Genomic DNA, 12916 nt, shown 5'->3' with positions numbered 1-12916 from the left:
ATAGATATGAAGATTGTGATTGTGGGTGCCTCCGGCACCATAGGTTCCGCCGTCAGCGAGTTGCTTGCCAGAGACCACCAGGTGATCCGGGTCGGCCACAGCCGGGGGGATGCCACTGTCGATATGACGGATGGCGCCTCCATCGCCGCTCTGTTTGCGGGCATCGGCCGGTTCGATGCTCTGGTGGTCGCCAGCGGCAGCGTGGCCTTCAACGCCCTGACCGAGATGACGGACGAGCAGTGGCAACTAGGGCTCCAGAGCAAACTGATGGGCCAGATCAACCTGACCCGGGCCGCCATTCCCTATCTGAATGACAACGGCTCCATCACCCTCATCAGCGGCATACTGAGCGAGGAGCCCATCAACTGGGGGGTCAGTGCAACCACCATCAACGGTGCCATAGAGCACTTCGTGAAGGGGGCCGCCTGCGAACTGCCGAGGGGTCTGCGCATCAACGTGGTGAGCCCGACCGTACTGGAGGAGTCCATGAGCAAGTACGCCGACTTCTTCCCGGGCTTCGTGCCGGTGCCTGCCGCCCGGGTGGCGCAGGCCTACAGGAAGTCGGTGCTGGGAGTGCAGACCGGCCAGATCTTCCGGGTCAATGGCTGAGGCCGCTCTCTCTCACTCCAGATGCCAATAAAAACGGGCCCCGTCATGGGGCCCGTCTGTTTGCCGGCTTGCTGCCTTCACCGCCAGCAAACGTTTGTGCGCCGGTGGCAAAAAAAGGCGGTCAGCCTCAGTCGATCAGACCGTACTGCTCGCGCAGTACCTCGATGATCTCCTGCTTGGGATTGGCACTGCGCACCAGCTTGTGACCAATGACCTTCTCGGCGATCCCGACATAGGTGTGGGAGATGTCCATCATCACCTCGGTGGGCAGCTTGTTGTCCCGGGCCAGGGCGAAGCGTTCCGGCATACGATTCTTGTTGAGCAGGATGTCCGGATCCGGGAAGTGATTCAGCAGCCACTGGCGGAAGCCCTCTTTGGACTTCTCGACGATCTCGCCCTGGCGCAGGGCGGCGCCGTCCCAGATACGGGAACTGTCGGGGGTACCCACTTCATCCATGTAGATGAGCTTTTCGTTGCCGGCGGCATCCTGGACATAGCCAAACTCGAACTTGGTGTCGACGAAGATCTGATCGAGCGCGGCCAGGGCCTCGCTGATGACGTTGAAACCATCCTTGAGCAGCGTCTCGTAGCGGTCGATGTCCGCCGGGGAGCGGAAACCGAAGGCCTGATGGTGGCGCGCTATGTCGGCACGGGAGACGTTGACGTCGTCCGCTTCCGGCACGCCATCCAGCCCCTTGAGGATCCCCTTGGTAGACGGGGTGATGAGGATCTCGGGCAGCTTCTGATCCTTCTTCAGCCCTTCCGGCAACGTGATGCCGCAGAACTCCCGCTCGCCGTCCTTGTAGGCACGCCACATGGAGCCGGTGATGTACTGGCGGGCGATGGCTTCGATCATCACCGGGCGGGCCTTTTGCACTATCCAGACGAAGGGGTGCGGTATGTCCAGGATGTGACTGTCCGCCAACCCCTTCTCCTTGAACAGCTTGAACCAGTGGCTGGAGATGGCATTGAGTGCCGCGCCCTTGCCCGGCACGCCGTTCAAGCCATCCACACCCTGCCAGATGCAGTCGAAGGCCGAGATGCGGTCGCTGATCACCATGAGGGCGAGGGGCGTATCGGCCGGCACATCATAGCCTTTCTCTCTTATGAGCCGGGCACTGTCTGCGGGGGTCAACCAGTAGACGCTGCGCACTTTGCCGGAATGGACAGGTTTATCGGTACGGATCGGCAAATCGTCATTCACCGCCAATACTTGATCTGCAAGACTCATGGCTAATAACACTTCCTGTTGTGGGACTGACAAGACAGGCGCATCAGGCTCCTGTCTACGAGGGATTCATTCAAGCGAAGCAGCGCCAGGCCTCTCTGCCGGGGCAGGCTCCCAAGAGGGCCTCTGCGCGAACTCCGCATAACAAAACAGGGGCACCAGGCCCCTGTTTCTATTCTGCTTTCGCAGCCTGATCGGCCACGCCTTTGGCAAACGCCTCGGACAGGCTGATATACATCTGGGAGATGACGCCGGATGCGACCGGCTTCTTGTCCTTGTCGAACAGGGTGATGGAGGTCTTGCCTCCGGCCATCTCGCCCAGCTGGAAGCGGTACTTGTCTTCCTCCAGCTTGAACGGCTCGGCACCCTTGGCCTGCCAGAACTCCGCATCGGGCTCGTCATACTCGACGTCGATCCAGCCCAGGGACTGCTGGGTATCCTTGATGGTGAAACCATAGGCCGGCAGCACCTGGTTGAGGCGGCGCCAGACCTGCTCGAAGGAACCATCGGCAATCCAGGCACTCAGCTCGTTGTTGTCCAGACCCAGCTCCAGACCCATGCCATCGTTGGACTTGTGTTGTTCGCGGGCCTTGAGCTGCTTGTCGTAGTAGAGGGAGAACTGGTTCAGTGCCCGGGTCGCATAGCGCTGGGCATCCGCCGGGGTCAGCACTGTGCTGGTCTCGCCGTCTATGGTCTCTTCATGATCCAGCACCCGTACCGACATGTTGACAGCGTGACGCTGCACATCGTTGTGCAGGGTGAACTGGTAGCGTTGGCGGATACGGAAGTCGTCGTCCTCCTCTGCCCAGCCATCGAGGGCGGCGGAGTTGTCAAACCAGCCGGTCTGCAACACGCCGGCCTGCTGATCCAGCTTCTCTGTGGTGACCTTGTGCAGGGCCAGGAAGTTCATCAGGAAGGCCCAGGTATCGCGCTCCACGCTCTGGCTGGTGCTCAGGGCATAGAAGGCCAGGGTCGGTTCGCTAGCCTTGGCCACCACCTGACTGCCAGGGATCACCGTCAGCAGTTGGGCTGGCGGACGCACGTCCACCTTGGCACCGATGGCACCTTCGCGGCTGCTCTCCGGCAGGGCCGGGATGTCGAAATTACTGTTAAAGGCGGGGGTACTCAACCCGGCGGGCACGAGGAAGGCGCGACCTTCGAGGCGGCTCTCTTCATACTCGAAGCCACGGTTGGCCATCTTGCGATCCTGGGGTGAGCTACAGGCTGCCAACACGGCAACAGTCGCGACACTCAGCACCAGGCGCACTGCATTTCCCTTTCCATTTGCTTTAAACACTCGCCATCAACTCCGCAGTCGTCAGTGCTCGCGCCATCGCCTGTTCCCCCTCGGGGGTGAGGTCGGTCAGCGGCAGGCGCAAGGTCGCCGTCGCCATCAATCCCAGTCGGGCACAGGCCCACTTCACCGGGATGGGACTCGGTTCGCAGAACAGAGTCTGATGCAACGGCATCAATCGATTGTTGATGTCATGAGCCTGCCCGGCATCACCGGCCAGTGCAGCACGACACATGTCGGCCATCTGGGGCGCCGCAATATTGGTGGTGACCGAAATGACGCCATCGCCCCCTTGCAGCATAAAATCACATCCGCTGGCATCATCGCCACTATAAAGCGCGAAATCCGGCCCGCACAACTCGCGCAGCAGCGGGGTGCGGCTCAAATCCCCCGTCGCCTCCTTCAAACCGATGATGCCGGGAACCTTGGCCAGACGAGCCACGGTCTCCGGTTTGAGATCGCAGCAGGTGCGACCGGGCACATTATAGAGAATTTGAGGCAGACCACTAGCCTCGGCGATCGCACAATAGTGACGATAGAGACCTTCCTGGGTGGGTTTGTTGTAATAAGGGGTCACCGAGAGACCCGCCACCACGCCGGTCTGGGCGAAACGCCTGGAGAGGGCGATGGCATGGGCGGTGTTGTTGGAGCCGCAGCCCGCGATGACCGGAACACGGCCAGCGGCGAATTCGACGGTTTTTTCCACGACGGCGATATGTTCCTGCTCGCTCAGGGTGACCGACTCTCCCGTGGTGCCCACCGCAACTATGGCACTGGTACCGGCGCCGACATGATACTCCACCAGGGCCGCCAGACTGGTCCAATCGATGTCACCCGAGGCCAGCATGGGGGTAACGAGCGCAACAATACTACCGCGTAACATGGATATTTCTCCCGATTTTCAGGGGCGTAATGGTAAAGCTGCCCCTTTTGAAAAACAAGGGAGGCAAGGGACAAGCCGTGTTACCATCCGCCACAAAACGTATGGATGCACGAGGGCAGGAGAGAGCCCGGAGCAGGGCGTCATGCCCGCCAAGCGCTCGCTTTCACCGCATTCGCAATAAATGGACGAGAGACGATTTATGACTCACTACCTGGTCGTAACGGCCATCGGCACGGACAGGCCTGGCATCGTCAATGAGGTTACCCGTCACGTCAGTGGCTGCGGTTGCAACATTGTCGACAGCCGTCTTGGCATCTTCGGTAACGAATTCACTTTCATCATGCTGTTGTCCGGTGACTGGAACAGCTTGATGCAGCTTGAGATAAGCCTCCCCCTGCGCAGCCAGGAGTGGGATCTCATCACCATGATGAAGCGCACCGAGCGCCACCACTCCCTGCAATATGACATCAGCGCCAGCGCCGAGGTGCTGATCCGGGATCAGCCGGGCATCGTAAGCCAGTGCACCCAGTTCTTCAGCGATCACGGCTGGGATATCCAGGCCATGCAGACTGTCACGCTCGAGCAGCAACCCTTCAACCTGCTCAAGGCCAATTTCCAGCTCAATCAGGCCAAGCAGGGCGAGGCGGCCGACTCGAAGACGGCCTTCGCCGATTTCTGTCGTGAACTGGGTGCCGAGTCATTCGAGTTCATCGTCAATCACAAATACGCCTGACGGCGTTTATCCGAGGAGACCCCATGCAACCACTACAAGTTGGTACTCAGGCCCCCGATTTTTCCCTCCCCGATCAGGATGGTCAGCAGGTCAGTCTGTCCTCCCTGCGGGGCAAGAAGGTGCTCATCTATTTCTATCCCAAGGCGATGACCCCGGGCTGCACCACCCAGGCCTGCGGCCTGCGCGACGTCAATACAGAGCTGGCCGCCCTCAATGTGGTAGTGCTCGGTATCAGCCCGGATCCGGCCAAGCGCCTGAAAAAATTCGAGGAACGCGACAGTCTGAACTTCCGGCTGCTGGCCGATGAGGATCACGCCGTGGCCGATGCCTTTGGCGTCTGGGGCCCGAAGAAGTTCATGGGCAAGGAGTATGACGGCATCCATCGGCTGAGCTTCCTCATCGATGAGGAGGGCAAGGTGGCCCATCGCTTCGACAAGTTCAAGACCAGCGATCACCATCAGGTAGTGCTCGACCTCGTCAAGGGCTGAGCCCCGCCAGTTCAGACACGACAACAGGGCCTGCAGATGCAGGCCCTGGTCGTTTGCACCCAACTCTGCCATGCAAGAGCCGGGGATGTCCTGCCAAATGCAGCTCCCCTATTAGACCCTCCTTCCCGTTTTTCTCGCCAACCTCCCCTATCAGATCAAAAAATTCATCCTGGATATGGGTTAACGTGACCCCAGATTCATTTTCCAGCGAGACAGCCCATGAACATGAGCCATACCGAACGCCTGATCCTGAGCAATCAGTACGAGATCCTGGCCAAACTCAATCCGGAGAAGGCGGCGTTTTACCAGCGGGCCAGCACCATAGTCGAGCGTGGCTACTGCCTGCAGATCCTCGAGCTGGAGAAGAGCTTCGGCCACCTGGATCTCGCCACCTGCCAGGAGGTGCTGGACACCCTGGAACTGCATCATGCGCTGGCCATCTCCTGGGGCAACCTCGACGCCGGTACCCGGGCCGAGGTGAACGAGAGTCGCCTGGCTTTCAACGGCTACAGCCGCAGCCAGGAGCGGGAACTGGCGGATTATGTCTGCTTCCTGCTGGAAGTGGACAAGCGCTTCCCCGAACTGCCCTGCCCCTGCGACGAGCTCTCCAGCGACATCGCCATGCGCGACAAGTACCAGCGCATGCTGGCGGCCTGGCGTCAGTGCCCCCGTCAGTACAAGCTCTCCATTCAGGAGATCAGCAAGGTGCTGGCCGCCTGAATGTGAAAAAGGCGCCTGACGGCGCCTTTTGCTCCCCTGCCGGGGTTATTCGTAGAGGAAGGATTTGTCCAACTGCTTGAAGGCGGCGTTGAGGGTATCGGCCAGCTCCTCGTAACGGGGGCGAGCCACCAACTGACGATGACCGCCCTGCTCGTTCATCTTGCCGTTGATCTCCCTGTACCAGTTGGCGAGGGAGGGGGGAAGGCGGGTATCGGCGCGCTGGCCGAGCCAGTAATAGCCTTGCAGCGGCAGGCTGAGCAGGAAGAGCACGGAGGCCATGACGGAGGGCCAGTAGTGCAGCTCGCCGAACTGGAACTGCAGCATGACGCTGAGCACGGCGAGTGCCGGGATGACCCTGAGGGCGAACTCGGTGGCCTTGATCACCCGATTCTCCGGGAACATGGAATTAAGCTCGGGACGGCGCGGCCAAAGAGTCATATAATGACGGCCTTGCTGTAATTTAGTTCCAAAAATGTTCATGCTCATACTACCTCCGAGCTCTTTTTGAACGTATTAACGGCAAAACCTCGACAATATTTGAGAGGTAATAACAAAGGTTGAGGATGACTTTGTTATTTTTCAACAATCAGGTTATCCTTTGTACGCCCAATTTTTACGCCAGTGGTTTGCTGCTGGCCTGTCAGGGACGTCAGAATTCCGGGTCTTGTATCACTATACAAGGGGCAAGCAACAGATTGCCAACCCTCATAAGGATAAGTTGATAGTTTTTGGACGCACCGCGTCCGGCGCATCCTCCAACCCAACCCAATCTGCGATAGGATTTATTCATGAGTAAGCTGGTTCTTGTTCTTAACTGTGGCAGCTCGTCCCTGAAGTTTGCTGTCATTGACGCAACCACCGGTGATGATCTGCTGTCCGGCCTGGCCGAGTGCTTCAACCTCGACGACGCACGCATCAAGTGGAAGCTCAACGGCGAAAAGGGTAGCGCCGATCTGGGTGCCGGTGCCGCTCACCAGGAAGCGCTGGACTTCATCGTCCACAAGATCCTGCCGCTCAACCCGGAACTGTCCAAGAACCTGATCGCCATCGGCCACCGCGTGGTACACGGCGGCGAGCAATTCACTTCTTCCGTGCGGATCTGCAATGACGTGATCGCCGGTATCGAAGCCGCCATTCCTTATGCTCCGCTGCACAACCCCGCTCACCTGATCGGTATCCGTGCCGCGCTGAAGGTCTTCCCTGAGCTGGCCGAGAAGAACGTCGCCGTGTTCGACACCGCCTTCCACCAGACCATGCCGGAAGAAGCATTCCTGTACGCCCTGCCGTACAAACTCTACAAAGAGAACGGCATCCGTCGCTACGGCGCCCACGGCACCAGCCACTACTACATCAGCCTGGAAGCCGCCAAGCAGCTGAACAAGCCGGTGGAAGAGCTCAACATCATCAACTGCCACCTGGGCAACGGCGGCTCCGTCTGCGCCATCAAGAACGGCAAATCCGTCGATACCTCCATGGGCCTGACCCCACTGGAAGGCCTGGTGATGGGTACCCGTTCCGGTGATCTGGATCCGGCCATCATCTTCTTCCTGCACGACAAGCTGGGCATGAGCGTCGCCGAGATCAACACCATGCTGACCAAGGAATCCGGCCTGCTGGGTCTGACCGAAGTCACCTCCGACTGCCGTTTCGTTGAAGACAACTACGACAGCAAGGAAGAAGCCAAGCGCGCCATGGACGTGTACTGCTACCGTCTGGCCAAGTACATCGGTGCCTACGCCGCCGCCATGGACGGTCGTCTGGACGCCGTGGTCTTCACCGGCGGCATCGGCGAGAACTCCGCCCCGATCCGCGAGATCACCCTGGGCAAGCTGGGCCTGCTGGGCTTCGACGTCGACCACGACGCCAACCTGAAGGCACGCTTCGGCAAGGGTGGCGAGATCACCAAGGCTGGCTCCACCAAGGCCCTGGTTATCCCGACCAACGAAGAGTGGGTCATCGCCCACGACGCGCTGGAACTGGTCGGCGCATAAATTAGCTGTAGAGCAAGGCCGCCCCAGGGCGGCCTTTTCCTGATCCCAAAAATGAACAAGGGGTAATAAGTGGCACGCACTATTATGCTCATCCCGGTCGGCACTGGTGTCGGCGTAACTTCCGTGAGTCTTGGCGTCGTTCGCGCCATGGAACGTCACGGTGTCAATGTCAGCTTCTTCAAACCGGTCGCCCAGCCGCGCCCGGGTGAAACCGGTACCGAGCGCTCCACCGCCGTGATCCGCGCCGCCGCCAACATCAACCCGCCCGAGCCGTTCGCCCTCTCCTACGCCGAGAACATGATCACCTCCAGCAACACCGACATCCTGCTGGAAGAGATAGTGGCTCGCTTCGAAGAGCACGTGAAGACCAGCGGCGCCGAAGTGGTGGTGATCGAAGGCCTGGTGCCGACCGACAAGCAACCCTTTGCCAACAAGCTGAACTACGACGTCGCCAAGGCGCTGGATGCCGACATGGTGTTCGTGACCCATCCGGGCAACGACTCCAGCCAGAAGCTCAAAGAGCGCATCGAACTGGCCTGCTCCAACTTCGGTGGCGTCAGCAACCCGCGCATCGTGGGCTGCGTCATCAACAAGGTGGGTGCACCGGTTGACGAGCACGGCGTGACCCGCCCCGATCTGACCGAGATGTTCGAGGCCCATCACCACACCTCCGACACCGCCCACAACCTGGAAGTGCTGCAGGTGTTCGGCAAGAGCCCGCTGCGCATCCTCGGCTGCATCCCCTGGAACACCCAGCTGATCGCCCCGCGCGCCAAGGATCTTGCCAAGCATCTGGCCGCCAAGATCCTGCACAAGGGTGAGCTGGACAGCCGTCGCCTGCAGACCGTGACCTTCTGTGCCCGCTCCATCCACAACATGATCGAGCACTTCCGTCCGGGTAGCCTGCTGGTGACCTCAGGCGATCGCTCCGACGTCATCGTCTCCGCCTGCCTGTCCGCCATGAACGGCGTCAAGCTGGGTGCCCTGCTGCTGACCGGCAACTACCACCCTGAGCCGCAAGTCATCGCCCTGTGCCAACAGGCCATGGCTACCGGCCTGCCGATCATGATCACCGGCACCAACACCTGGCAGACCGCCGTCAGCCTGCAGAACTTCAACGTCGACATCCCGGAAGATGACCGCGAGCGTATCGAGCTGGTGCAGGACTATGTGGCTGGCCACATCGACAAGCACTGGATCGAGTCTCTCTCTGCCAAGTCCACCCGCTCCCGTCGCCTGAGCCCGCCGGCGTTCCGCTATCAGCTGACCGAGCTGGCCCGTCAGGCCAACAAGCGCGTCGTGCTGCCGGAAGGGGAAGAGCCGCGGACCATCAAGGCTGCCGCCATCTGTGCCGAACGTGGCATCGCCCGTCCGGTGCTGCTTGGCAACCCGGAAGAGATCCGTCGCGTCGCCGAACAGCAGGGTGTGGTACTGACCGATCGCGTCGAGATCATCGACCCGCTGGAAGTACGCGAGCGCTATGTGCCGCGTCTGGTCGAGCTGCGCAAGAACAAGGGCATGACCGAAGTGGTCGCCCGCGAACAGCTGGAAGACAACGTGGTGCTGGGCACCATGATGCTGGAGCGTGGCGAAGTGGACGGTCTGGTTTCCGGCGCCGTGCACACCACCGCCAACACCATTCGTCCGCCGATGCAGATCATCAAGACTGCCCCGGGTTCGTCCCTCATCTCCTCCATATTCTTCATGCTGCTGCCTGATCAGGTGCTGGTGTACGGTGACTGCGCCATCAACCCGGATCCGAGCGCCGAACAGCTGGCCGAGATCGCCATCCAGTCCGCCGACTCCGCTGCCGCCTTCGGTATCGAGCCGCGCGTCGCCATGATCTCCTACTCCACCGGTACCTCTGGCGCCGGTGCGGATGTGGAGAAGGTGCGTGAAGCGACCGAACTGGCCAAGGCCAAGCGCCCCGACCTCATCATCGACGGCCCGCTGCAGTACGACGCGGCCATCATGGAGAACGTGGCCAAGTCCAAGGCACCGAACTCACCGGTCGCGGGTAAAGCCACCGTGTTCGTGTTCCCGGATCTGAACACCGGCAACACCACCTACAAGGCGGTACAGCGCTCCGCCGAGCTGGTCTCCATCGGCCCCATGCTGCAAGGCATGCGCAAGCCGGTCAACGACCTGTCCCGTGGCGCCTTGGTAGACGACATCGTCTACACCATCGCCCTGACCGGAATCCAGGCAGCCCAGGCCGAGTAATATCGCCCTCGCTGACCCTGTGAAAAACCCGCCTTCCGGCGGGTTTTTTTATGGCGGCGAGATGTTGATCCACAAGATCAAATCAGGATCCTGGGCAGATCCCCCGATCTGACGCTGGGGCTCATCTGGCAAGGCGCTGGCGATAAGCAAACACTCACACCCGCGCAGGGGGATTGCACAATTGCGATCCAGCCAGGATCAAATCAGAATATCCCTTTAAGATCAGCAAACTAACGCCAGACACACCGCTAATCTACAGAGTTTTCCACAGCTTTTGTGGATAGTTTACCGATCATTTGAAAGAAAATGACAGTTCCGGTCAGCACTTCCCCCCCTAGAGCGACCATGAGAAAGGGGCTCCGAAGAGCCCCTGTTGGATAGATTACCAGCCCCTGATATCAGGGACGCAGGGACTTGTCCGCACGGGAGATGCCGCAGACACCAGAGCGCACCACTTCGATGATCTCGTTGGTTTGGGCGGCAGTCTTGATGAAGGCGTCCAGCTTCTCGCTGGTGCCCACCAGCTGCACAGTGTACTGCTCGGGGGTGACGTCGACGATCTGGCCACGGAAGATGTCCGCCAGCCGTTTCAGCTCGTCGCGGGCACCACCGGCGGCACGTGCCTTGACCAGGGCGATCTCCCGCTCGATGTGCTCCCCTTCGCTCAAATCGCACACCTTGAGCACGTCCACCAGCTTGTGCAACTGCTTCTGGATCTGCTCCAGCACCCGCTCGTCACCCATGGTGACGATGGTCATGCGCGACAGGGTGGGATCCTCGGTGGGGGCCACCGTCAGGGTCTCGATGTTATAGCCGCGCTGGGAGAAGAGGCCCACCACACGGCTCAGGGCGCCGGATTCGTTCTCCAGCAGAACGGAAATTATATGTCTCATCAGGTCCTCTCCGTCTTGCTCAGCCACATCTCGTCCATGGCACCGAACTTTATCTGCATCGGATAGACGTGTTCATCCGGGTCGACCGAGATGTCCATGAACACCAGCCGATCCTTCATGGCAAACGCCTTCTCCATGGCACTCTCCAGCTCGGCCGGATCGCTCACCGCGATGCCGACGTGGCCATAGGCTTCCGCCAGCTTGACGAAGTCCGGCAGGGATTCCATGTAGGAGTGGCTGTGACGGCCGCCGTAGAACATCTTCTGCCACTGCTTGACCATGCCGAGGGCGCGGTTGTTGATGGAGATGATCTTGATGGGCACCCCGTACTGCATGCAGGTGGAGAGCTCCTGGATGTTCATCTGCACAGAGCCGTCGCCGGTGACGCAGCAGACCACGGCATCCGGGTTGGCAAACTGAGCCCCCATGGCGGCGGGAATGCCGAAGCCCATGGTGCCGAGGCCACCGGAGTTGATCCACTGGCGCGGCTTGGCGAACGGGTAGTAGAGGGCGGCAAACATCTGGTGCTGGCCCACGTCGGAGGCGACGAAGGCCTCCCCCTTGGTCACCTTGTAGAGCGCCTCTATGACCTGCTGCGGCTTGATCAGGGTGGGGTGGGTCTCGTAGGCCAGGCAGTTGCGGGAGCGCCACTGATCGATCTGGCTCCACCAGTCCGCCAGCGCCTGCTTGTCGTTGTCGAAGCCGCACTCGCGGATCACTTCCAGCATCTGCTCCAGCACGGTTTCCACCGAGCCGACGATGGGCACATGGGCCTGCACCGTCTTGGAGATGGAGGTGGGGTCTATGTCGATGTGGACTATGGTGGCGTTGGGGCAGAACTTGCTCACGTTGTTGGTGACGCGGTCATCGAAGCGGGCACCCACGGCGAAGATGAGATCCGCGTTGTGCATGGTTTTGTTCGCTTCGAAGGTGCCGTGCATCCCCAGCATGCCGATGAATTGCGGATGGGTGCCGCTGAAGGCCCCCAGCCCCATGAGGGTGGTGGTCACCGGCAGGTTCAGCAGCTCCGCCAGCTTGGTCACCAGATGATCCGCATTGGCGTTGATGGCGCCACCGCCCACGTACATGACAGGGCGGCTCGCCTCGGTCAGCAGCTTGGCAGCCCGCTTGATTTGCCCCTTGTGTCCGGCCTTGGTCGGATTGTAGGAGCGCAGGGAAACGGACTCGGGATACTGGTAGGGGAATTTCTCTTTCGGGTTCTGCACGTCCTTGGGCAAGTCCACCACCACGGGCCCCGGGCGGCCACTGGCGGCAATGTAGTAGGCCTTCTTGATGGCCTCTGGAATCTCGCTGGCCTTCTTGCACAAGAAGCTGTGCTTCACCACAGGGCGGGAGATGCCGATCATGTCGGTCTCCTGGAACGCGTCCTCCCCTATCATGCTGGTCGGCACCTGACCGGACAGGATCACCAGGGGGATCGAGTCCATGTAGGCGGTGGCGATGCCGGTGATGCAGTTGGTGGCGCCGGGACCCGAGGTCACCAGCACAGTGCCCACCTTGCCGGTGGAGCGGGCGTAACCGTCCGCCATGTGCACCGCGGCCTGCTCGTGCCGCACCAGGACATGCTCCATCTTGCCGTTTTCGAAGAGAGCGTCATAGATGTCGAGCACTGAGCCACCAGGGTAGCCGAAAACGTGTTCCACTCCCTGATCTTCCAGCGCTCTAACCACCATCTGGGCGCCTGATAACATCTCCATGATAAAGCCCTCCAGGCTTTGCTCCGTTAAGCGAAAGCTACCGACAGTCCGCTGCTTCCCGGCAGCGCCGATCCGTCTCTTGTTGTTGTCTGCATCCAGACCAGGCGAGTTCGGAGCCGTCGATAGTAGAAAAATA

At 60.4% G+C, this 12916-nt stretch carries 12 protein-coding genes; 6 read left to right on the top strand and 6 right to left on the bottom strand.

The features are described from left to right. Window positions 1-6 precede the first annotated feature (6 nt). The gene (locus PG898_RS00150; RefSeq protein ID WP_182786308.1) at window positions 7-609 is read left to right on the top strand and encodes a short chain dehydrogenase; all 603 of its coding nucleotides are present in this window, start codon (window positions 7-9) and stop codon (window positions 607-609) included. A gap of 127 nt (window positions 610-736) precedes the next feature. Here the strand turns inward: PG898_RS00150 and PG898_RS00145 are convergent, their stop codons facing one another. The 3 genes from PG898_RS00145 to dapA all read right to left on the bottom strand — a co-directional run bounded on the left by PG898_RS00145 (window position 737) and on the right by dapA (window position 4014). Continuing rightward, complete coding sequence (locus tag PG898_RS00145; RefSeq protein WP_041206365.1) at window positions 737-1840, bottom strand: phosphoribosylaminoimidazolesuccinocarboxamide synthase; 1104 nt, start codon at window positions 1838-1840, stop codon at window positions 737-739. Window positions 1841-2009: 169 nt separating this feature from the next. Then, window positions 2010-3134, bottom strand: a complete 1125-nt coding sequence (bamC, locus tag PG898_RS00140; protein ID WP_270823226.1) for an outer membrane protein assembly factor BamC — start codon at window positions 3132-3134, stop codon at window positions 2010-2012. Continuing rightward, a complete protein-coding gene (dapA, locus tag PG898_RS00135; protein ID WP_268435919.1) occupies window positions 3127-4014 on the bottom strand; it encodes a 4-hydroxy-tetrahydrodipicolinate synthase in 888 nt (295 codons plus the stop codon). Before dapA ends, bamC begins: the two co-directional genes overlap by 8 nt. A 199-nt stretch (window positions 4015-4213) precedes the next feature. On the opposite strand from dapA, the gene PG898_RS00130 reads away from it, so the two are divergent. The 3 genes from PG898_RS00130 (at window position 4214) to PG898_RS00120 (ending at window position 5955) form a co-directional block, all read left to right on the top strand. Continuing rightward, window positions 4214-4747 carry a glycine cleavage system protein R gene (locus PG898_RS00130; RefSeq protein WP_025328154.1) on the top strand — a complete coding sequence of 178 codons (534 nt, stop codon included), beginning with the start codon at window positions 4214-4216 and terminating at the stop codon, window positions 4745-4747. A 23-nt stretch (window positions 4748-4770) separates the two neighbouring features. Beyond that, complete coding sequence (gene bcp, locus PG898_RS00125) at window positions 4771-5235, top strand: thioredoxin-dependent thiol peroxidase (protein ID WP_270823225.1); 465 nt, start codon at window positions 4771-4773, stop codon at window positions 5233-5235. A 219-nt stretch (window positions 5236-5454) separates the two neighbouring features. Next, entirely contained in the window at window positions 5455-5955 is a 501-nt protein-coding gene (locus tag PG898_RS00120; protein WP_005323826.1) for a YfbU family protein, read from the top strand. Window positions 5956-6000: 45 nt separating this feature from the next. On the opposite strand, the gene yfbV is transcribed toward PG898_RS00120, so the two are convergent. Continuing rightward, complete coding sequence (yfbV, locus tag PG898_RS00115) at window positions 6001-6441, bottom strand: terminus macrodomain insulation protein YfbV (protein ID WP_025328157.1); 441 nt, start codon at window positions 6439-6441, stop codon at window positions 6001-6003. Between the two features lie 302 nt (window positions 6442-6743). On the opposite strand from yfbV, the gene PG898_RS00110 reads away from it, so the two are divergent. Together PG898_RS00110 and pta are read left to right on the top strand one after the other, a co-directional pair. Continuing rightward, window positions 6744-7946 carry an acetate kinase gene (locus tag PG898_RS00110; RefSeq protein ID WP_005323830.1) on the top strand — a complete coding sequence of 401 codons (1203 nt, stop codon included), beginning with the start codon at window positions 6744-6746 and terminating at the stop codon, window positions 7944-7946. 69 nt (window positions 7947-8015) lie between these two features. Next, a complete protein-coding gene (gene pta / locus PG898_RS00105; RefSeq protein WP_025328159.1) occupies window positions 8016-10169 on the top strand; it encodes a phosphate acetyltransferase in 2154 nt (717 codons plus the stop codon). A gap of 398 nt (window positions 10170-10567) precedes the next feature. Here the strand turns inward: pta and ilvN are convergent, their stop codons facing one another. Both ilvN and PG898_RS00095 read right to left on the bottom strand, forming a co-directional pair. Then, on the bottom strand, window positions 10568-11062 hold the full coding sequence (gene ilvN, locus PG898_RS00100) for an acetolactate synthase small subunit (protein ID WP_025328160.1): 495 nt from the start codon (window positions 11060-11062) through the stop codon (window positions 10568-10570). Continuing rightward, complete coding sequence (locus PG898_RS00095; RefSeq protein ID WP_182786314.1) at window positions 11062-12780, bottom strand: acetolactate synthase 3 large subunit; 1719 nt, start codon at window positions 12778-12780, stop codon at window positions 11062-11064. Before PG898_RS00095 ends, ilvN begins: the two co-directional genes overlap by 1 nt. Window positions 12781-12916: the final 136 nt, after the last annotated feature.

The organism is Aeromonas sp. QDB31 (assembly GCF_027707605.1).
Classification (GTDB): domain Bacteria; phylum Pseudomonadota; class Gammaproteobacteria; order Enterobacterales; family Aeromonadaceae; genus Aeromonas; species Aeromonas media.
The sequence above is the reverse complement of the archived record's forward strand: the minus strand, read 5'-3'. Positions and strand labels throughout refer to the sequence as shown.